The sequence below is a fragment of the Rhizobium oryziradicis genome, assembly GCF_001939045.1.
Lineage (GTDB): Bacteria > Pseudomonadota > Alphaproteobacteria > Rhizobiales > Rhizobiaceae > Allorhizobium > Allorhizobium oryziradicis.
In genome coordinates, this window is record NZ_MKIM01000028.1 from 606023 (window position 1) to 626435 (window position 20413).

At 52.9% G+C, this 20413-nt stretch carries 15 protein-coding genes and 1 tRNA gene; 9 read left to right on the forward strand and 7 right to left on the reverse strand.

Annotation, left to right across the window (positions count from 1 at the left end; all coding sequences use genetic code 11):
* Positions 1 to 29: 29 nt before the first annotated feature.
* Entirely contained in the window at positions 30 to 1319 is a 1290-nt protein-coding gene (fucP, locus tag BJF95_RS18375; RefSeq protein ID WP_075640864.1) for an L-fucose:H+ symporter permease, read from the reverse strand.
* Between the two features lie 405 nt (positions 1320 to 1724).
* On the opposite strand from fucP, the gene blaOXA reads away from it, so the two are divergent.
* Positions 1725 to 2543, forward strand: a complete 819-nt coding sequence (gene blaOXA / locus BJF95_RS24695) for a class D beta-lactamase (protein WP_075641140.1) — start codon at positions 1725 to 1727, stop codon at positions 2541 to 2543.
* A gap of 13 nt (positions 2544 to 2556) precedes the next feature.
* Here blaOXA and BJF95_RS18385 read toward each other — a convergent pair whose 3' ends face one another.
* Together BJF95_RS18385 and BJF95_RS18390 are read right to left on the reverse strand one after the other, a co-directional pair.
* The gene (locus BJF95_RS18385) at positions 2557 to 3624 is read right to left on the reverse strand and encodes a thioesterase domain-containing protein (protein WP_175577288.1); all 1068 of its coding nucleotides are present in this window, start codon (positions 3622 to 3624) and stop codon (positions 2557 to 2559) included.
* A gap of 254 nt (positions 3625 to 3878) precedes the next feature.
* Positions 3879 to 3964: transfer RNA gene (locus tag BJF95_RS18390), tRNA-Leu, on the reverse strand.
* A 212-nt stretch (positions 3965 to 4176) separates the two neighbouring features.
* Here BJF95_RS18390 and BJF95_RS18395 point away from each other — a divergent pair.
* The 3 genes from BJF95_RS18395 (at position 4177) to gpt (ending at position 6605) form a co-directional block, all read left to right on the forward strand.
* On the forward strand, positions 4177 to 4944 hold the full coding sequence (locus tag BJF95_RS18395; RefSeq protein ID WP_075640866.1) for a competence/damage-inducible protein A: 768 nt from the start codon (positions 4177 to 4179) through the stop codon (positions 4942 to 4944).
* Between the two features lie 89 nt (positions 4945 to 5033).
* On the forward strand, positions 5034 to 5873 hold the full coding sequence (locus tag BJF95_RS18400; RefSeq protein WP_075640867.1) for a universal stress protein: 840 nt from the start codon (positions 5034 to 5036) through the stop codon (positions 5871 to 5873).
* A 234-nt stretch (positions 5874 to 6107) separates the two neighbouring features.
* Positions 6108 to 6605 carry a xanthine phosphoribosyltransferase gene (gpt, locus tag BJF95_RS18405; RefSeq protein WP_075640868.1) on the forward strand — a complete coding sequence of 166 codons (498 nt, stop codon included), beginning with the start codon at positions 6108 to 6110 and terminating at the stop codon, positions 6603 to 6605.
* A 64-nt stretch (positions 6606 to 6669) separates the two neighbouring features.
* On the opposite strand, the gene BJF95_RS18410 is transcribed toward gpt, so the two are convergent.
* A complete protein-coding gene (locus BJF95_RS18410; protein WP_075641141.1) occupies positions 6670 to 8577 on the reverse strand; it encodes a methyl-accepting chemotaxis protein in 1908 nt (635 codons plus the stop codon).
* A 283-nt stretch (positions 8578 to 8860) separates the two neighbouring features.
* On the opposite strand from BJF95_RS18410, the gene BJF95_RS18415 reads away from it, so the two are divergent.
* The 4 genes from BJF95_RS18415 (at position 8861) to BJF95_RS18430 (ending at position 17490) form a co-directional block, all read left to right on the forward strand.
* Entirely contained in the window at positions 8861 to 10654 is a 1794-nt protein-coding gene (locus BJF95_RS18415; RefSeq protein ID WP_075640869.1) for a methyl-accepting chemotaxis protein, read from the forward strand.
* 93 nt (positions 10655 to 10747) lie between these two features.
* Positions 10748 to 11329: a cache domain-containing protein gene (locus BJF95_RS18420; RefSeq protein WP_075640870.1), complete on the forward strand. Its 582-nt coding sequence runs from the start codon at positions 10748 to 10750 to the stop codon at positions 11327 to 11329.
* Positions 11330 to 12011: 682 nt separating this feature from the next.
* Positions 12012 to 15794: a vitamin B12-dependent ribonucleotide reductase gene (locus BJF95_RS18425; RefSeq protein ID WP_075640871.1), complete on the forward strand. Its 3783-nt coding sequence runs from the start codon at positions 12012 to 12014 to the stop codon at positions 15792 to 15794.
* A 109-nt stretch (positions 15795 to 15903) separates the two neighbouring features.
* Positions 15904 to 17490 (forward strand): ATP-dependent nuclease, encoded by a 1587-nt coding sequence (locus tag BJF95_RS18430; protein ID WP_075640872.1) that lies wholly within the window; start codon positions 15904 to 15906, stop codon positions 17488 to 17490.
* A 105-nt stretch (positions 17491 to 17595) separates the two neighbouring features.
* Here the strand turns inward: BJF95_RS18430 and BJF95_RS18435 are convergent, their stop codons facing one another.
* The 3 genes from BJF95_RS18435 to BJF95_RS18445 all read right to left on the reverse strand — a co-directional run bounded on the left by BJF95_RS18435 (position 17596) and on the right by BJF95_RS18445 (position 19762).
* Positions 17596 to 18198 (reverse strand): general stress protein, encoded by a 603-nt coding sequence (locus tag BJF95_RS18435; protein WP_075640873.1) that lies wholly within the window; start codon positions 18196 to 18198, stop codon positions 17596 to 17598.
* A 47-nt stretch (positions 18199 to 18245) separates the two neighbouring features.
* Positions 18246 to 18563 carry a hypothetical protein gene (locus BJF95_RS18440; RefSeq protein WP_075640874.1) on the reverse strand — a complete coding sequence of 106 codons (318 nt, stop codon included), beginning with the start codon at positions 18561 to 18563 and terminating at the stop codon, positions 18246 to 18248.
* A 224-nt stretch (positions 18564 to 18787) separates the two neighbouring features.
* Positions 18788 to 19762 carry a nucleoside recognition domain-containing protein gene (locus tag BJF95_RS18445; RefSeq protein ID WP_075641142.1) on the reverse strand — a complete coding sequence of 325 codons (975 nt, stop codon included), beginning with the start codon at positions 19760 to 19762 and terminating at the stop codon, positions 18788 to 18790.
* Positions 19763 to 19881: 119 nt separating this feature from the next.
* On the opposite strand from BJF95_RS18445, the gene BJF95_RS18450 reads away from it, so the two are divergent.
* A complete protein-coding gene (locus BJF95_RS18450) occupies positions 19882 to 20334 on the forward strand; it encodes an Lrp/AsnC family transcriptional regulator (protein ID WP_075640875.1) in 453 nt (150 codons plus the stop codon).
* Positions 20335 to 20413: the final 79 nt, after the last annotated feature.

Here is a 20413-nt window from a genome sequence, read left to right on the forward strand (position 1 = left end):
GATGAGGCGGCTTTTCTTTGCATCTCAGATCAAGCTTTTGGCTTGGAGCCGAGAACGCCATAATAGGCGATGTAGAGATAGCAAATAATTGGCATCAGGAAGGCCATGTGGATGCCGATCGTATCTGCAAGACCACCCTGCACCAGTGGCAAGAGCGCGCCGCCGACGATGGCGAGGCACAAAATGCCAGAACCTTGGCTGGTGTGGCGTCCAAGCCCTTTCAGCGCCAGGCTGAAAATGGTTGGGAACATGATGGAGTTGAAGAAGCCGATGGCAAGCACGCTCCACATCGCCACATGGCCGGTGGTCAGCACGGTAACCAGCAGCAAAATGGCGGCCACGGTCGCATTGGCTGTCAGTGTTTTGCCCGCATCCACATAACGCATCACCACAGAGCCGATGAAGCGGCCGACCATGGCACCACCCCAGAAGTAAGAAACGTAATGCGCCGCTGTTTGCTCTGGCATGCCCGCAATGGTCGGATCAGCCATGAAGTTGACAAGGAAGCTGCCAATGCTGACCTCGGCACCAACATACACAAAAATGCCTACGGCACCGAGCACAAGATGGCGATAGCTCCAGGCCGAGCCAGCAGCCTCACCGGTGTGGGCAACCTCTTCTTCTTCATCATCAACCACGGGCAGTTTCAGCGCTGCAAAAATGGCGGCGAGAACAAGAAAAGCGCCTGCCAGCAGCAGGTAAGGGAATTTGACAGCGCTAGCTTCCGCGATATGCAGCGCATCCAACTGCTCTGGTGTTGGGTTTGAAATCGCAGCCGTTGCCGATGACAAGATCAAAAACGCGCCAAAAATTGGCGCAACCGTTGTGCCAAGCGAGTTGAAAGCCTGCGTCAACGTCAAACGGCTGGAGGCGGTTTCAGGCTTGCCAAGCACCGTTACATAGGGGTTTGCGGCGACCTGAAGAATGGTAACGCCAGACGCCAGCACAAAAAGCGCGCCCAGAAACAGAGCGTAAACCCGGTAGCTTGCCGCCGGAATAAACAAGGCGCAGCCGATGGCCGAAATCAAAAGGCCAGTGACAATGCCCCATTTATAGCTGATGCGCTTGACCAAGGCACCAGCCGGCAAGGACACGATGAAGTAAGCCCCAAAGAAGCAAAGCTGAATCAGCATGGTCTGGGTATAATTGAGCTGAAACACATTCTTCAAATGCGGGATGAGAATGTCATTGAGGCAGGTGATAAAGCCCCAGAGGAAAAAGAGAGAGGTGAGGGCAACCAGCGGACCTGTATAGGAACGATCATGTCCGGCGGTGTCTAGATGCGCGCTGCTGCGCGCAGCGGTTTGAATTCCTGCCATTTTCGTATCTTTTTTCTTTATGCTGCGCCACAGCCAGGCTGCAACAGCGTGATGAATGTGCTGGCGTGCGCTCGAGCCATGCTTGGTATCAAAGGTTCACAAGCTCAGAGCGCAGTGCCAAAACGGTATAACGTGGCTTATCGAAACCAGTTCCACGCAGGATGTCGATTTCGGCCACAGGTGTTGTTCGCCGCCAAGCCACTTGGGAGGAAAGCCTTGGCGCGCCTATTGGCCCTAGCTCTTTATCATCCGCTGCTCAAGCATTTGGTGAGCAGAAGGTTGTTTATGAGCGCTTGTGCCATGGTTTTGACGGATCTTTCGCTTCAAATATTGTTGATTGTGAAACAAAACACCCGACGTATGCATCATGCATGCGTCGGGTGGGGCGTTATGGAAAAAATCATGATGAAAAACGCAACACTCGTCGCAATAGGTTTGGCTACCCTCACAGCATCTGCATCAATGGCGCAGGCGAAAAATCTCTGCACATTGATCATGGATAGCGCAACATCAACGCAACTATTTATGCAAGGCGATTGCAACAGCCGCGTGACACCGGCCTCAACTTTTAAAATTGCCTTGGCAGCCATTGGCTATGATGCTGGTATTTTGAAGGATGCCCACACCCCCACACTCGCTTTTCAGCCCGGCTATGCGGATTGGGGAGGCCAAAACTGGAAACAGCCAACGGATCCGACACGCTGGCTGAAATATTCCGTCGTGTGGTATTCACAACAGATCACGCACCAACTTGGTGCCGCAAAGTTTGCCAGCGAGGTAAAGCGGATCGATTATGGCAATGCTGATGTGTCTGGTGATCCTGGCAAAGACAACGGGCTTGAACGCGCCTGGATAGCCTCGTCACTTAAAATTTCGCCACGTGAGCAGGCTAATTTTTTGATCAGACTGCTGAATTCCAAATTGCCACTATCGAAATCGGCAATGGAAAAAACCATCGCCATTGTGGAGACACAGGATAAAAAGCCAGACGGCTGGACTATTCAGGGAAAGACCGGCATGGCTTACCCAAGAGGTGCAGACGGCTCGTTTGATTATGCCAGACCTTGGGGCTGGTATGTTGGCTGGGGCGAAAAAGACGGTCGTCGGATTGTGTTGGTTCGACTGATCAAAGACGAAAAACGTGAAAAAATATCCGCAGGAATTCGTGCACGCGATTCCCTCCTCCAGGACCTGCCAGCACTTTTAAAACAGCAATCGAATTAAGGGCCGGTTTGGCTCAAACAGCCGTGCTGCCGAGCCTTTCATCCAGCTCGGCGGCAAGGGTCTTTGCATTGCGCCCGACAATCATGCTTTGATGGTTGCCAGCGCAGCAAACCCACTCGGCATGGGGAAGATAAGGTGTCCAGATGGTGCGGGCGTCACAATCAATGGGTGAGCCGCCTTTGGAATAAAAAAACACAACATCATCATCGAAGGGCATTGGTCGATAAAGCCCTTTCATCTGAATAATCTGCCGGGCGGAGTTGACGTAAACAGGCGTGTGCCCGCCCGCCCATTGCGGTGCAAATGTGGGATAATCAGCATGTCTGGGATTTCGAAAGCGAAACATCAGCTGATGCCCGCGCCGTGGCGGGCTTTGCCCCGCCACGTGATCTGAAGCAGAAGAGGATGGCGCGGGCTTTGGTCGATGCTTTGGGCGCAATCTGCTCTTTAGCTGGCGAAAGACGATGCGCCGCATCAAGCCTGCCCAATCGCGCCACCGCCAGCTGTGATCATTTTGCGGCGAATCAAGCATTGCCAAAAAGGCAACATCGCGCCCCTCCGCTTTCAAGCGGCGCGCAAGCTCCAGCGCCTGGACGCCGCCAAAAGAATAACCCAGCAGGCGGTACGGTCCGCGTGGATCAATCGTGGTGATGGCCGCAAGTGACACCTCGACTTCCTGCGCGATTGTCGGCGGATTATCGCGCTCAACATCAAAATCTTTGTGTCTTATCCCATAGATGGTGCCATCATAACGAATGGCATTGATCAACTCCTGCATTTCAAGAAAAAAACTCACGCCGCCCGCATAGATAAAAAGGGGTCTGCTTGCGTCGCCTTCACGCAAGGTGATGATTTTGCGATCATCAATCACATCGCCTCTGCTGATAGCATTGACAATGGCGCGCACGCTGCGGCAGCGATAGAAAATATTCACGTCGAGTTCAATGCCGGCGCCAATCCAGAATGCCTTGATGATTTTCAAGGCGCGATTCGCATTCAATCCCTTCTGAATCAGATCGTCATCGGACGAAATCGGGCGACGCATCGCTTGCTGGCAAATCGCATTCAACGTCTCGATCATGGTCGGTTTGAACTCACCCTCTTGTGCCATTTCACTGCGACACGCATTACAGCGTCGTGCGCCATATATGGCGCACAAAGGCTCAAAGTAACACTTTACATCTACTGCGTAATTTTCATCTTCAATCGATTCCGATTTTAGGAATTATGCAGTAGTTTATGGACCAATAATTGACAAATCCATACCAGCCGCCAAGGCGCGCGCTCGTAAGGCTGCCTCAAGCCAACAACCATTTTGCAAGAGAAAGAGGTGTTTGGTGCGGACGACGGGGGTCGAACCCGTACAGCCTAAGGCCGAGGGATTTTAAGTCCCTTGCGTCTACCAGTTTCGCCACGTCCGCATATTTGCGTTTTCAACGACTTGGGTTGGAAATGCAAGAGGTTGTTTTGCACAAATTCCGCAGTGCTGAGCGAAATCCAGAACTTCTGCCACAGATTGGTAGGAGGAATATATCTGGGCAAGGCGCGATTGTGTGATGAAACCCGCCTTGAATTGCCGTCCGCAACGCTACACATTGACAGTATATTTATTCAGGTCAGAAAGCCATATCCCATGCCTCAATCCACCCACGTTTCCGCCGCCATGCTTGCCATTGGTGATGAACTGCTTTCTGGCCGCACCAAAGACAAAAATATTGGCCATCTGGCCGATGTGCTGACGCTGGCGGGTATTGATCTCAAAGAAGTGCGCATTGTTGCCGATGAGGAAGACGCCATTGTGGAGGCGCTGAATGCACTGCGCAGCCGTTACACCTATGTGTTTACCTCAGGCGGGATTGGCCCAACGCACGACGACATCACCGCAGATGCCGTGTCCAAGGCTTTCGGTCTGCCGTGTGAGCATGATGAAAAGGCCATGCAGATCATGGCGGAGATGTATGCAAGGCGTGGTCTTGAGTTTACCACGGCCCGTCAGCGCATGGCCCGCATGCCGCAAGGGGCGGAGCATATTCCCAACGCCGTTTCTACCGCGCCTGGCTTCAAAGTGGAGAATGTTTACGTGATGGCCGGTGTGCCGCAGGTGTTTCAAGCCATGCTGGAGGAGGTCACGAAAACGCTGAAAGGCGGCATCAAAGTGCTGTCACGGGCCATTGCATGCCCTTATGGCGAAGGAGAGATTGGCACCGATCTCGCTGCCGTTCAAAAGGCTCATCCGGAAACCAGCATCGGCTCTTATCCGCGCTATGATGGCTCCAAAGGGTTTCACACAGAGCTTGTGGTGCGCGGCCGCTCGGAAGAGGTGTTGAATGCTGCCGTTTTGGCTGTCGAGGAGATGATTGCTTCCATCAAAGCGTCCAAAACAGTCACGCTCGAAGCGTGAACGCTGCTGGAGGTTGACCGAAATCAAGGAACAGCATGGGTTTCGGCGCATTGTTGTTTCGATTGATAAATACCGTCAGGGAGATGAACATGGGCTACAAGACAATTCTCAGCATTCTGGATACCCAGAAGACGGCACAACAAGTGACCGATTTTTCGATTGCTCTTGCCGAACAGTATGGCTCGCACGTTATCGGTCTCCATTGCGAAGCGGTCGCGGGTATACCGATGATGGCCCCCATGGAAATGCCCGATCCGGTTGCGGTTCAAGCCATGCAGGATCTTGCGGAAAAGGAAACGGCAAAAATTGCCGAGATATTCTCCCATGCCAGCCAGCGTGAAGGTATTTCATCTGAATGGCGCAGCATTGCAACCTCGGTTGGTTCAACCGATTTTCTGATTGATAGTGGCCGTTGCGCCGATTTGCTGGTGGTGGCCCAAGGCGATAGTGGCGCTCTTTCGGAAGGGCGCAGCGAAATGGAAGCTGCGCTGTTTGAAAGCGGACGCCCGGTTCTGCTGGTGCCCTATATTTTGAAGACACCAAAGCCGATCAAGCGTGTTTTGATTGCATGGAATGGCTCGCGAGAAGCCTCGCGGGCAACGTTTGATGCCTTGCCATTTTTGAAACAGGCCGAAGCTGTCGAAGTCTTTTCGGTGGTGGAAGACCACAACGAAAAAACCTCGAAGATCATCACGGCTGCCGAAATTGCCACCACGCTTGCACGCCATGGTGTGAACATCACCGTCACGCAGGAAGAAAAGGGCGAGCTTGCCGCCGCCGCGCACATCGAAAACCGGCTGTCGGATGCAGGAATCGATCTTCTCGTGATGGGCGCTTACTCACACAAACGGTGGTGGGAAGTGTTGTTTGGCGGCGTGACCCGGACCGTGCTGGATTCGATGACGGCGTTGACGCTTCTTTCGCGTTAAGCACTCAAGGCTTTGCTCTTGCACTGCTGCGCAAAAAAACGCTAATAGCAACGGCCAAAGACTGGGTTGCCCTTGCGGGTATCAGATCACGTGGTCGTTGCTACGGGATCGCTTTTTGGCTTTCCCCTGAGCTGCGTGGATTTCAATTGACCCACACCGGCATAAGGGTTTGTTCTCGAGGCTTCGCAAGGACGCTTTGTCGTCATCGTTTTTTGCTGTTTGCGGAGCCAAAGCATGTCTCTTCCCGATAAAGCCTTTCCTGTTTCATGGGATCAATTTCACCGCGATGCGCGCGCGCTGGCATGGCGTCTGGCCGGTCTTGGCCAGGATTTTCGCGCCATTGTCTGCATCACCCGCGGTGGTCTGGTTCCGGCGGCCATCATCTCGCGTGAGCTGAACATTCGGCTGATTGAAACCGTCTGCGTTGCCTCTTATCACGACTATGTCAATCAAGGCGATTTCCAACTGCTGAAAGGCATTACGCCTGAGCTGATGGTAGACGGCGGGCAGGGGGTTCTGGTTCTCGACGATTTGACCGATACGGGCAAAACCGCATTGGAAGTGCGCAGCCTGATGCCAAAAGCCCATTTTGCCTGTGTCTATGCCAAGCCCAAAGGTGTTCCCACCGTGGATACATTTGTGACGGAAGTGAGCCAGGACACCTGGATTTATTTCCCATGGGATATGGGCTTTACCTATCAAGAGCCAATCGCCAAGGGCTCCAAGGGCTAAAACGCTTCACACAATTAAAAAAGCGCCGGACCATGCCGGCGCTTTTTTTATATCTTTCAAATTCTCACGCTGCGGCGCGCTGACCATACCGCGTCGAAGGAGCACCTTCCAACCGGAACTGATCCAGCTGCATTTGAAGCTGCCTTGCTTCATGGGCCAGCACCTGGCTGGCTGCGGTGGTTTCTTCCACCATTGCCGCATTTTGCTGGGTCATCTGGTCCATGTGGTTCACCGACGTGTTGATTTCGCCAAGCGCCATGGATTGCTCCTGAGCGGCACGGGCAATGCTGGCAACGTGACCATTGACGCGATTGACCAGCTCGACAATTTCATCCAGTGACTGGCCGGTCGAAAGCACCAGCGAAACACCACCCTTCACTTCGTCTGCCGATGTCGTGATCAGGCCCTTGATTTCGCGGGCTGCATTGGCCGAACGCTGAGCAAGTTCACGCACCTCTTGCGCAACGACCGCAAAGCCACGTCCTGCCTCACCGGCGCGTGCGGCTTCAACGCCAGCGTTAAGAGCCAGAAGGTTGGTCTGAAAGGCAATCTCATCGATCACCGAAATGATCTGGCCAATTTTCTGCGAGGATTGCTCAATTCGTCCCATGGCATCAATGGCACTGCGCACAATGGTGCCCGATTTATCAGCACTTTCGCGGGTTTGCTCCACCATTTTGCTTGCCTCATTGGCGCGCTCTGTGGATGTCCGCACGGTGGTGGTGATTTCTTCAAGGGCGGCTGCCGTTTCCTCAAGGGCTGCGGCCTGCTGCTCTGTGCGGCGTGCCAATTGATTGGCGGAAGAACTGAGTTCGCTCGAATTATCGCTGATCGTGGTGCCGGCGCCGCGAATGCTTTGCATGGTGCTCTGCAGGGTCGACATAGCCTGGTTGACGTTGGTTTGCAGCTCGGCAAATGCGCCCTGAAATTGACCCTGCATCGACTGCGTCAGATCGGATGTGGAAAGGGCCGCAACCACACGCCGCACTTCGGTGATGCCAAGATCAACATTCTCAACCAATTGATTGACGCTGTTGGCAAAATTCATCAAATCCTTGTCGTCATAGGTCTTGCTGATACGCTTCGAGAAATCCCCAGCGGCCGCAGAAGCCACGATGACGCTAATGCTGGATTGCAAATCACGGCTTTGACCATGCAATGCCGCATCTTGCCGCTCCATTTGCTGCATTTGCAGCCGGTTGGCGCGGAAGATCTCGAGGGTGCGTGCCATTTCCCCAATTTCGTCACCGCGCTCTGTGCCAGGGGCCTTGTCGTTCAACTCACCCTTGGCAATTTGTGCCATGGTTGCGGTGAGGGTGGCGATAGGGTTCACAATGCCACGGCGCGCAATGATAACGCTGATAACCACGCCTAACAAAATGCTCACCACCGCCGTTGTGATCAACACAATCATCGTGCGTTGGGAGCCCGCAATGGCGCTGCTGCGAGCAGTCTCAAGCGATTTGGCGGAGTAATTGCTGTATACCTTGACGGCTGCCGTCACCGTTTTTTGACCGTCGAGCGCCTTATTCAGTTCACCCATCATGACGCCCGGCTGTTTTGCAGCTTCGGTGCCTGCAACCTTCACCATGTTGCGGATAGTGTCAAAATAGCTGTTGAGCGTCGTGCGGATATTCTCCAGCTCTTTTTTCTCGTTAGCATCGGCTGTGGAGGCAATTTTTGGCAAACGCTCCAGCATTTCCTTGGAGCGTTTTTCTGTTTCCGCAGCAAAATCGGCGGCCTTCTCAGGCGCGAATGCCAATTGATAGGTCATTCGGCTGATGGCAATAATATCAACGCGCAAATCCATAGCTTCGCGCGCAACTTCTTCTCGCGCACCCGTATCGCGTAAAGAGTTGCCTAAGGAAAGAAGCCCAAATGCACCCGCCGCCGCAATGGTGCCCGCCGCTATTCCCATGAGAACCACAAGAAGGCTGACCTTCTTTAAAATAGACAGATTGGTGATGTTCATAATGACCCCTTTTGGATGCATCCCGCCCTCGTAGCGTTTTGCATGCCCCAAGCGCGCGTGACGTTATATCACACGTATAGAAGGCATTATTTCACATGAATCTTAATATAAATTGATGGGCAAAATCGAAGGCTCTTGCGCCTCGATCATCAGAAATCTCTCTTTGGTTTTTTAATTTATTAATAAATAACATGCCTATATTCGAAAACACGAAATATGACGCGCAAAATTGGTGCGCAAAGCAGTGTGTTTCCCAGGCCATCTTTTTTAGGAAATCCGATACATGTTTCGAAAATTCAGAGATTGGTCACTGACCCTGAAATTGGCCGCAATCATTGTGCTCGTCAACTTATGCGGTCTTGCGGCACTTGCGCTCTACACATCCAGCGTCGAGCGCACATCTATGTTGCAAATGGCGTCAGCCAATTGGCTGAAAGATACCGGTCAGCTCGCCTCCGTGGCCGCAGGCGGCATAAAATGGGGCAAAGCTGCCGCTGTCAGAGAGACATATGTGCTTTATCGTGATGATGAAAATTTACATCTCGCCCAATTTACCGCATTAAATGCCAATCTTGATGTCGTCGATACGTGGTTGCGCGCGGGACAGACAAACGGGCTCTCCGTGGATGAAATCCGCAAGCTTGCGTCGACCGCCAATCTCTCCATCGATCATAGCCGCGTCAGCGATGGCTTGATGACCGTGGTCGTGCCTTTACCGGCCGATAAGTCTGGTAAAGCGAGTGGTTATCTTGTCACCTCCTGGACAGTCGAAGCGCTGATTGCCGCAGCAACAAACAAGGCCCTTCTGGCGCTTGCGATGGAAGCGCTGGTCATTGCGGTGGTGGTTGGTGTGTTTCTTTTTGCAATGAGCAAAATGGTGGGCAGGCCAATGGCGGTTATTTCTTCGCGCATTTTGGATCTGCAACGTGGAGATCTCAACACGCCTGTGCTGTTTCTCGATAAGAGCGACGAGATCGGCGTGCTGGCGCGTGCGGTGGAAACCTTCAGAACGGAATCGATCAATAAGGTTGAGAATGATGCCAAAGCTGCGGCGCAGCGTTTGCAACTGGACGCCGAGCGCCAGGGCTTTGCCGATCAATCCACAGCCGCCGCCGCCATTCAAAAGCACGCTACAGAAACCTTGGCTGTCGCCCTCGAAACCCTGTCTCGCGGTGACTTCAGCCATCATTTGCGCGGCCTGGATCCACAATTTTCGGATTTGGAGCGAAATTTCAACGCAATGGTCGAGGCTGTGTCTGAGGCAATCGCTGACGCCAAATCTTCGGCTTTGTCGGTCGAGAATGGCGCAACCCAGTTGACGGTCTCTGCAGACCAGCTGGCCAAGCGGACGGAGCATCAGGCGGCAACACTGGAGCAAACTGCAGCAGCCCTCAGCGAGGTCACCAATACCATTCGTGAATCCTCGCAATTTGCGGAATCCACAGTGCAATTGGTGGACGAGGCAAAGGCGGGTGCCAGAAACTCCGCATCAGTTGTGCGCAATGCCATTGGTGCCATGGATCGGATTCAGGATTCATCTGCCAAGATTGGTCAGATTATCGGCTCGATTGACGAAATTGCGTTTCAGACCAATCTCCTTGCCCTCAATGCAGGCGTGGAGGCGGCCAGGGCCGGCGAGGCTGGCAAAGGCTTTGCTGTTGTCGCGCAGGAAGTGCGTGAGCTGGCACAGCGTTCTGCCAATGCCGCCAAGGAGATCAAACATTTGGTTCAGGTTTCCAGTGAAGAGGTTGCTGGCGGGGTTACCCTTGTCAACGAAACAGGCGACGCGCTGTTGGGCATTGAAGAGCATATCAACAATATCAACGATGGTATTACCCGCCTTGTCAGCTCTTACCGGGCGCAATCCACCGGTATTGGCGAAATCAACAGTTCCATCAACCACATGGACCAGATGACCCAGCAAAACGCTGCCATGGTGGAAGAAACCAACGCCGCATGCCACGATTTGTTGCAACTGAGCCGCAGCATGCAAGACAGCATGGGACAGTTCAAAACCGCATCAAAGCGCGGGGCTGGGCAAAATTTCGATGCGGTGCCGCAATTGCGGCATGCATGATCAGGTCGGGCCGAAACCACAGAGTTTGGGCTCAGAGCGGAAATAAACGTGCATCCCTTTCAATTTCAATATGAGCGCTGAGGAGACAATCTCATGAGACACCTGCTGACGACTGCCATGGTTATTGCTGCAACCTATGCCTTTATTCCAGTGACAGCAAACGCTGAAGAGGCGCATGTGGCACCGGTCACGGCCTTTATGAAGGAAAAGGTTGTGAGCTGGGCGCAAGACCCCATGATTATCAAGGCTATCAAAGCGCAGAATGCTGAACACGCCAATCTCAACGATGCCGATATTGATGCACTGGACAAAAAATGGCGTGCTGAAGTGCAGGCCAATGATCAGCCAATGATCAAGGGCGTTTTGGCGAATGATGTCTCTACGTTTTTGAAGGCAAAACAGGCTGAATCAAACGGTGCAATTGCCGAAGTTTTCGTGGTGGACAATAAGGGCCTCAACGTTGGCCAAAGCGATATCACCTCCGATTACTGGCAGGGCGACGAAGCAAAATTTAAAAAGACATTCAACGTTGGCCCCAACACACTGTTTGTGGATGAGGTCGAAAAAGATGAATCTACCCAGGCCCTGCAATCGCAAGCCAGCATGACCATTGTGGATGAAACAGGAAAAGCCATTGGTGCCGTCACAGTGGGCGTCAACCTCGACGCACTTTGATATAGAGCTGACACCAAGATCTTGTATTGAAAGTTTGCTGTGGATACAGGCCGGAGGCGCATACGCCTCCGGCTTTATTTATGAGTGATTCGCAGCTTCGCGTTCACTGGCCGCCATTTTGGCCCAACCCATCGGGGGGCAGTGATTTCTTCAAAAAAATCACAACGGTGGAAAACAATGGGCCTCACCAAACGTTAACCATCAAGCTTTTCGCCCAAGCCCATGAATTTTCTAGGCTAGCCCCTTTCCCCGTTTTCCACAGGTACAGACCACAACATCTTGCGTATATATTTTCGTCACATCCAAGCCCTTGACGGGAAGGGGGCATCCAAGGTTAATGAATTCCATGTTGCGGCGGCGGCTGGACCGAAGTGTTATCGAGGTCGGTTCCATTCATTGAACATTGCATGCGCAAGAAACAGACCAAGGTATGAGGCCTTGGTCTGCATGGATTTTTGCGCGCTTTTTTGTGTTCTCCGCAATCAAGAAGGTCTGGCGGAAAAGCTGTGTTGATACTATATTTAGTGTTTACAGCCACCCTCACCACAAGATAGAGAGCGTCCATCATAATGATCGGCTCCGCTCCTGGTAACGGGCGAAACAACGGCTGACGCTTTCCAGCGTGGCCGATCAACGAATTTTGCGCCCTCAAGGGCGTTGCTATTGACGAGGACAAGGCAAGATGCGCATCGAACGTCGTTTCACCAAGGCAGGCCAGTCGCGCTATGCGGAAATCGAATTCCGCAAGGCAGTGAGTGAAATCAAGAACCCGGATGGCTCTGTTGTCTTCCGGCTGGCAGATATTGATGTGCCAGTTCAGTTCAGCCAGGTTGCGGCCGATATTCTGGCCCAGAAATATTTCCGCAAAGCCGGTGTGCCGAAGATTTTGAAAAAGGTCGAGGAAAACGACGTTCCTTCCTTCCTGTGGCGCTCGGTTGCCGATGAAAAGGCGATGAAAGACCTGCCAGCAGAAGAACGCTACGGATCGGAAACCGATGCCCGTCAGGTGTTTGACCGTTTGGCTGGCACCTGGGCCTACTGGGGCTGGAAGGGCAAGTATTTCACCACCGAAGAAGATGCGCTCGCATTCCGCGACGAGCTGGCCTATATGCTGGCCACCCAGCGCGTGGCCCCCAACAGCCCACAATGGTTCAACACCGGCCTGCATTGGGCCTATGGCATTGACGGACCGGGGCAGGGCCATTTCTACGTGGATCCCTTCACCGGCAAGCTGACCAAATCCAAGTCGGCCTATGAGCATCCGCAGCCACACGCCTGCTTTATTCAGTCGGTTGAAGACGATCTCGTCAACGAAGGCGGCATTATGGACCTGTGGGTGCGTGAAGCCCGCCTGTTCAAATACGGCTCCGGCACGGGCTCCAACTTCTCGCACCTGCGCGGCGAAGGCGAAAAGCTCTCCGGCGGCGGCAAGTCGTCTGGCCTGATGAGCTTCCTCAAGATTGGTGACCGCGCAGCCGGTGCCATCAAGTCTGGCGGCACCACACGCCGTGCGGCCAAGATGGTGGTTGTCGACATTGACCATCCAGATATTGAAAACTACATCGACTGGAAGGTGAAGGAAGAGCAGAAGGTTGCGGCTCTCGTCACCGGTTCCAAGCTTGTCTCCAAGCACTTGAAGGCCATCATGAAGGCCTGCGTCAATTGCTCGGCTGACAACGACGCCTGCTTTGATCCGAATGAAAACCCGGCCCTGAAGCGCGAAATCCGCGCTGCCAAGAAGGATATGGTGCCGGAAAACTACATCAAGCGCGTTATCCAGTTTGCCCAGCAGGGTTACAAGGATCTTGAATTCAAGACCTATGACACCGATTGGGATTCGGAAGCCTACCTGACGGTCTCCGGCCAGAACTCCAACAACTCGGTCTCGCTGCGCGACGACTTCCTGCGTGCCGTTGAAAACGACAGCACATGGGATCTCACCGCACGCCGCGACGGCAAGGTAATGAAGACGCTGAAGGCACGCGATCTGTGGGAAAAGATTTCCTACGCCGCATGGGCTTCTGCCGATCCGGGCCTGCATTACAACACCACCATGAACGACTGGCACACCTGCCCAGCCGCTGGCCCTATCCGTGCATCCAATCCTTGCTCGGAATATATGTTCCTTGACGACACGGCCTGCAACCTTGCATCGCTGAACCTGTTGCAGTTCAAGGATGCAGCCACCAAGAAGATCAACATCACCGATTACGAACACGCTGTTCGTCTGTGGACCGTTGTTCTTGAAGTGTCGGTGATGATGGCGCAGTTCCCATCGCGCCAGATTGCCGAACTGTCTTACGAATACCGCACGCTCGGCCTCGGCTATGCCAACATCGGCGGCTTGCTGATGTCCTCCGGCATTCCTTATGACTCGGCAGAAGGCCGCGCTATCTGCGGTGCGTTGACCGCCATCATGACCGGCGTATCTTACGCCACATCGGCGGAAATGGCCTCTGAGCTTGGCCCATTCCCCGGCTTTGCGCCAAACCGCGACAACATGCTGCGGGTTATCCGCAACCATCGCCGTGCGGCCCATGGCATTGCACAGGGCTATGAGCGCCTCTCGGTTGATCCAGTTCCGCTGGTGCATGCCGATTGCTCTGATCCGGCCCTGATTGCTCACGCAACAGCCGCTTGGGACAAGGCGCTGGAACTGGGCGAACAGCACGGCTACCGCAATGCGCAGGTCTCTGTTGTGGCACCAACCGGCACCATTGGTTTGGTGATGGATTGCGACACCACCGGCATCGAGCCTGATTTCGCGCTGGTGAAGTTCAAGAAGCTGGCCGGTGGCGGCTACTTCAAGATCATCAACAACGCTGTGCCAGAAGCGCTGCGGGCGCTGGGCTACAGCGAAAGCCAGCTGGCCGAGATTGAAGCCTATGCCGTTGGCCATGGCAATCTCAATCAGGCTCCGGGCATTAACCCCGGTGCGTTGAAGGCCAAGGGCTTTACCGATGAGAAGATCGAAGCCGTCAACGGCGCGTTAAAGGCTGCCTTCGATATCAAGTTCGTGTTCAACCAGTGGACACTGGGCGCTGACTTCCTCAAAGACACCTTGAAGGTGTCCGATGAGCAGCTCACAGACATGAACTTCAACCTGCTGGAGCACCTCGGTTTCTCCAAGAAGGACATTGAAGCCGCCAACATTCACGTCTGCGGTGCCATGACGCTGGAAGGCGCGCCGTTCTTGAAAGACGAGCACCTGCCTGTGTTCGATTGCGCCAACGCTTGCGGCAAGATTGGTAAGCGTTACCTGTCGGTTGAAAGCCACATCCGCATGATGGCAGCGGCCCAGCCGTTCATCTCAGGCGCGATTTCCAAGACCATCAACATGCCAAACGAGGCCACTGTTGAAGATTGCGGCGCTGCTTACATGCTGTCATGGAAGCTGGCTTTGAAGGCCAATGCGCTCTATCGCGATGGCTCCAAGCTCAGCCAGCCGCTGAACTCGTCACTGATCGAAGACGAGAACGATGATGACGCCATGGAAACCCTGCTGGCCCAGCCACAGGCAGCCCAAGCCGTCACCATCACCGAGCGGATTGTTGAGCGCATCGTTGAGCGCGTGGTGCGTGAGCAGGAAAAGCTGCCAACTCGCCGCAAGGGCTACACCCAGAAGGCCAAGATTGGTGGTCACACCATCTTCCTGCGTACGGGTGAATATGACGATGGCCGCCTTGGCGAAATCTTCCTGGATATGAACAAGGAAGGCTCTGCTCTTCGTGCCTTCATCAACAATTTTGCCATCTCGGTCTCGCTCGGCCTGCAATATGGCGTGCCTTTGGAAGAATATGTTGACGCCTTCACCTTCACCAAGTTCGAGCCAGCTGGCATGGTGACAGGCAATGACGCCATCAAGAACGCCACCTCGATCCTCGATTACGTGTTCCGCGAACTGGCGATCTCCTACCTCGGCCGCAACGATCTGGCCCATGTTGACACCTCTGATTTCGCCAACACAGCCCTTGGCCGTGGCGTGACCGAAGGCAAGGCAGACGTGGTCTCCAAGGGCCTGACCCGTGGCTACAAGCCAACGCTGGTGCCAAAGTCCGCCACCACGGGCGAGCCACGCGGAGCAGCAACGAGCGCCCCCGCCAAGGCATCGGCTGCCACGGGAGCAGGCAATGTCACCGCCTTTTCGGGCAACGCCGCCCGCAAGCTGGAAGTGACAACAGCCATCGCAACCTCCGAAGTCGTGTCCTTCAAGCGCGATTACGAGGAGAGGGCGGCTGAACTGGTGGAAGACATGGCGTCCGAAGCCTTGTTCTCGGATGCTGCCGCCGAAGACGCGGAAGCCGCCAAGGCTGAAGCCAAAAAAGTAGAAGCCGCCCGCCGCATGCGCTCCATTGCGCAAGGATATACGGGCAACATGTGTTCCGAGTGCCAGAACTTTACCATGGTACGTAATGGCACATGCGAAAAGTGCGACACTTGTGGTTCGACGAGTGGGTGCAGCTGATTAATGCATGGATAAGTAGAAATTACGATTTTTACTTATGAGATTTTGAGTAAAATGGACCCCGTTCCGATTAATTTCGGGGCGGGGTTTTATTTTGTGAGGGAGTTCGATGTCGTATCCGTTCAGCATTAAAATAAATAAATTCAGGTCAATTACGGGAGGCGTGCGAATACCGCTTTCTAATAGAATCACTTTTGCCATCGGACAAAACAATTCAGGGAAAACTAATTTGTTGCGTGCCATGGCAGCAATCTTTAATACTAGATATGACTTAGGAGATGAAAAATATAGCTTTACAATATCCTTTCCTGCGTCCGAAGTAGAAAAGTGTTTTAATTCACTTCATGAAAGGGTTATCCTTCCAATTTTAAAAGATAGAAATTTTGAAATTCTTTTAGAGAATGGCGTGTCCCTTCGAGAAAACGGAAATGGGGTGAAAAATTTTTCTATAGAATTAGGTGCGGGACCTCAAAAGGTTTTTGGATATGACGACTACAACCAAGACGTACTATTGTCGGACCTGCATGAAATACTAGAGAAAAACTTACTAGGCACTGTATATGTTCCTGCTATTAGGTTTATTACCCACCCCGGAAGGGAGCCTGATGCTTTTTCGAAATTCGAAATGCCCGGAAAAGTTATTGCATATGGCAATATAGTAGATGAATTGCACAAGCTTGATAGGCCTAATATTGCTAATCATAGCCGCGATAAAGAAAAATTTGAAAAAATAACGGATTTTCTTAATTATTGCTTGGAAAAAAGCAATATAGAAATACAAATTTCTCATGATAAAAAGGACATAATTATAACAATTGATGGCGTCTCTCGCCCTATGCAAGACCTCGGAGCAGGAATAGAGCAGCTTTTGGTGTTAGGGCACGCTTCCTTGAGCTTTGAGGATAAAGTCATTCTTATTGAAGAACCGGAGCTATATCTTCATCCACGCGTTCAGAAAAGAATGGTGCAATATCTAAAGGAAAATACTGATAGCTATTTTGTTTTTGCAACTCACTCGGCGGCGATTCTTGATGCTGTAGATGCGGATGTGCTTCAGGTTTCCCACGATGGACAAAAATCAATAATTCGAACATTGGATAACAATAGCGCAAAATATGACGCTGTTCGCGATCTGGGGCATTCACCCAGCGATCTTCTGCTCACACGTTTCGCAATATGGGTTGAAGGCCCCTCTGACAGAATCTATCTAAATCATTGGATTGAAAAGATAGATTCATCTCTGAGAGAAGGGATCGACTATACGATATTGTTTTATGGTGGAAAGGTACTGAGCCATCACGGCTTTGACGAGGAAGGCGAAGACCTCGTGAAGGCGGTTTCACTTTCTCGCGCACTTGCCGTTGTGATGGACAGCGATATAAAGACGAGTGGAGACAAGATTAACGCGACGAAGGAACGTGTGCGTCAAGAGGTCGAAAAGCAGAACGGCATATGCTGGATCACAGACGGGCGGGAAGTGGAGAACTACCTACCTATCGACGTGATTAAAGCTTTGCAGCCCAAGTTCAGCGGCGCAACTATTCCAGCAAGCAACTTTGATCAGGTTCTCAATCCAGATAAGGTTAAAAAAACTGAGTTTGCAAAAGCCGCTGTCGAGATTGAAACAGAAGAATGGCCACTGGACCTAAAAAAGCGCGTCACCCAACTGGTTGATGCTATCAACAAGGCACGATGATGACACCTGCCTCAGAACTAGTCGGATCATAGACATTCCGAAAGATAAGACCCGAAGGGCAGGGCGCACTTTGAAAGCGCGCTCCGCTCTTTTTAAAGCCAGATTTTAAAGTCCGGCGCTGAGGTAGCGATTACGCTCCTGCTCGATCTGATCAGGGGCGTAAGGCTCCAGCTTTTCATCAAAGCTCGTCCAACCCTGCTGATTGTAGGCGGCACGACGTTCCGCTGGATCGACCCAGTTCGAGCGCTTCAGAATGTCTTCGGCTTCAGGGGCGAGGTAGTCTTCAACCTTAGCCGTCACCAGCGTGCCACCCCGGCGGATACCTTCTGCATAGACATGCGCGTCTTCTTCAGAAACACCGTTGCTGGTCATGGCACCGATAATGCCGCCCGTGGCACCACCTGCGACAGCACCCGCAATGGCACCGGCTGCTGTTGCAGCAAGCCAACCGGCTGCCACAACCGGGCCAACACCCGGAATGGCCATAATGCCAAGGCCTGTCAGCAAGCCGCCAGCGCCGCCAACAACGGCACCTATTCCGGCACCTGCACCGGCACCTTCAGCGGCGTTCGTGCCTTCGGTGTGGCGGTTGTCGGCATTGTTGGAAACAATGCTGATGTCATTAGACTTCACGCCGGCTGCCTCAAGAGAAGTAACCGCATTGCGTGCATCCGAATAATCGTCGAAAAGTCCCGTGATGGTTTTCATGTTCGCAATTCCCACTGATATTTATATTGATACGTTCAGCTGACAGGTCATTTGGTGGTGACGTTGCCCTGATAATCGAGAGCAACCGAAACCGGCATGCCGCCCTTCGTCGCCGAGGCCATCCAGATACCGTTTTCAGATTTTTTCAAATCCATTACGTTGGAATATCCAGCCTTTTCAATGCGTTCCTTGGCTTGATCTTCCGTGAAGCTGTTTGCACCCTCGACTGGAGCCGTGGTGTTTTTCGACTCAGAAGTCGCCATCGCTGGCTTGGAACCATCAGGGTTGGCGGCGGGTTTGGTTTGCGCAAAAGCTGACACTGCGCTTGCACCAACAAGCGCGACCACAAGAATAATATTTTTCACCGGGATATCCCCTTAGGTTGATTTCGTATTTTCGAACTTACGAACACCTAACCTTGCGGTGTGATAATTGTTCCGATAATTCTCGTTTTTGAACATGTCCCATGGTGTGGACGCAAATGCAGGCCATGGTCACGCTGCCAATGTCCTGAGCAACACTGGAGATATCGGGTGTTGAATTTTGGTGCTGAAAAGCCCTTTATGTCTGAAGGTGAGGGCTCATCTGATTACGTTCCTGCTTTCACCGTTTCGGTGCGAAACATCCGTGCAAAGAACGCCTGATCCGATAGGTGCCGAAGCAAAACCGCGATTAAAGCCGTCGCCACCACGGCGAAAATAAGCCGTCCCAGAAGCACACCATACACATCAGCCCCCAGCGCCATCACCACAAGCGTGTCTTCAATCACGCTATGGGCAAAGCCCATAAACACGCACGATAGAAAGATCTGGCGGGGTGGAATGGTGCCGGATTGCGCCTCGCGGATCAAAAGACCGCCACCATAGGAAATGCCCAGAAACAGGCCGACAGCGGTGAGGTGGCCTGCTTCGCCGCGAATGCCAGCGAGACGCAAAACCGGAGAGATAATTTTCATCAACCACGCCAGCACGCCGCTGATTTTCAGCAGTTCAAGCCCCCAGAACAGCACAAACAGGATGACAAACATCCACACCATGGTTTCAAACAAACCAAGGAAGTAGGCGGGCCAATCAGGCGTGGCGTTGAGCGGAATCCAGGCGGGATTGACCGGAGCCGACAGCCAGCCCGTGACGGTTAGAATATTGTGCAGAATAAATGCATAGACCGCGCCGCCCAGAATGCGCAACAGGGTTGTCACTACCATGCTGGGTCCGGCCTTTTCAATGATCTTCTGCTCAATCGGCAGGCCATGCGCAAACAGGATCAGCGCCGAGAAAATCGTGATATCCGCCACACTCAGCGCAGATTGTGGAACCAACGTGAAAATAAGCGGCACGGCACCCCAGACGCCCACGAGCATTCCCGTCAGCCAGGCTAATCCAAGCTCAGGTGGCAAACCAAACAGGTTCATCACCGGCGCAAAGGCCGGTGCTAAAGCTTTGATCACGCCCATCCGCGCCAAAATCTCCGTCAGAATGGTGATCGGAATGGTGATTTTGATCAAAACCCAATAGATTTCAGCGATATCACGGGTTTTCCGTAGGGCAGGCGTTAAAAAAAGCATCTCAGGCTCCGACATGGTTGCCTCTTTTTGCTAACCCTATCGCGCTCAAATTTTCGGTCAAATATTGCGTATTTTTGCAATTTTATTGCAAATTGCCCAACGTGGGATAGGCTGTCCCCATGGACAAAATAGATCGAAAAATCCTCAACCTCATGCAGCGCGACGCGTCCCGCACCAATGCCGATATGGCCAATGAGGTGGGCCTGTCGCCATCCAGTTGCTTGCGGCGTGTTCAGCGCCTGCACAAATCCGGCGTCATCGACAAAATTGTGGCCATTCTTAATCCAGCCAAGGCCGGGCGAGGGATCAAGGCCCTCGTCACTGTGCAACTTAAACTGCATGGCGAACAGCATATGCGCCGGTTTTTGAGCATTGCATCAGCCGAAGAAGCCGTCACACAAGCTTATGCTGTCACAGGTGAATCGGACGTGGTGTTAATGCTGCGGCTGCGCGATATGGAAGAATTCGAACATCTCTGCGACAGGCTATTTCGGGATGAAACCAATGTGGCGCGTTTCTTCACAATGATGGTCATACGAACCGCCAAAGAGGAAACCGCAATTCGGCTGTGAGTGTGTTGAAACCATTGGCAAGTCGCACTTCATCCTTGAACCCACCCGGCCACACCCGAAGATCAGATAATACAGGTTA

Coding starts and splice junctions, on each gene's coding strand:
- BJF95_RS18420 (WP_075640870.1), top strand. CDS start 10,748: ATGAGACACCTGCTGACGACTGCCATGGTTATTGCTGCAACCTATGCC.
- BJF95_RS18435 (WP_075640873.1), bottom strand. CDS start 18,198: ATGAAAACCATCACGGGACTTTTCGACGATTATTCGGATGCACGCAAT.
- blaOXA (WP_075641140.1), top strand. CDS start 1,725: ATGAAAAACGCAACACTCGTCGCAATAGGTTTGGCTACCCTCACAGCA.
- BJF95_RS18445 (WP_075641142.1), bottom strand. CDS start 19,762: ATGCTTTTTTTAACGCCTGCCCTACGGAAAACCCGTGATATCGCTGAA.
- BJF95_RS18415 (WP_075640869.1), top strand. CDS start 8,861: ATGTTTCGAAAATTCAGAGATTGGTCACTGACCCTGAAATTGGCCGCA.
- gpt (WP_075640868.1), top strand. CDS start 6,108: ATGTCTCTTCCCGATAAAGCCTTTCCTGTTTCATGGGATCAATTTCAC.
- BJF95_RS18450 (WP_075640875.1), top strand. CDS start 19,882: ATGGACAAAATAGATCGAAAAATCCTCAACCTCATGCAGCGCGACGCG.
- BJF95_RS18395 (WP_075640866.1), top strand. CDS start 4,177: ATGCCTCAATCCACCCACGTTTCCGCCGCCATGCTTGCCATTGGTGAT.
- BJF95_RS18425 (WP_075640871.1), top strand. CDS start 12,012: ATGCGCATCGAACGTCGTTTCACCAAGGCAGGCCAGTCGCGCTATGCG.
- BJF95_RS18400 (WP_075640867.1), top strand. CDS start 5,034: ATGGGCTACAAGACAATTCTCAGCATTCTGGATACCCAGAAGACGGCA.
- fucP (WP_075640864.1), bottom strand. CDS start 1,319: ATGGCAGGAATTCAAACCGCTGCGCGCAGCAGCGCGCATCTAGACACC.
- BJF95_RS18385 (WP_175577288.1), bottom strand. CDS start 3,624: ATGATCGAGACGTTGAATGCGATTTGCCAGCAAGCGATGCGTCGCCCG.
- BJF95_RS18430 (WP_075640872.1), top strand. CDS start 15,904: ATGTCGTATCCGTTCAGCATTAAAATAAATAAATTCAGGTCAATTACG.
- BJF95_RS18410 (WP_075641141.1), bottom strand. CDS start 8,577: ATGAACATCACCAATCTGTCTATTTTAAAGAAGGTCAGCCTTCTTGTG.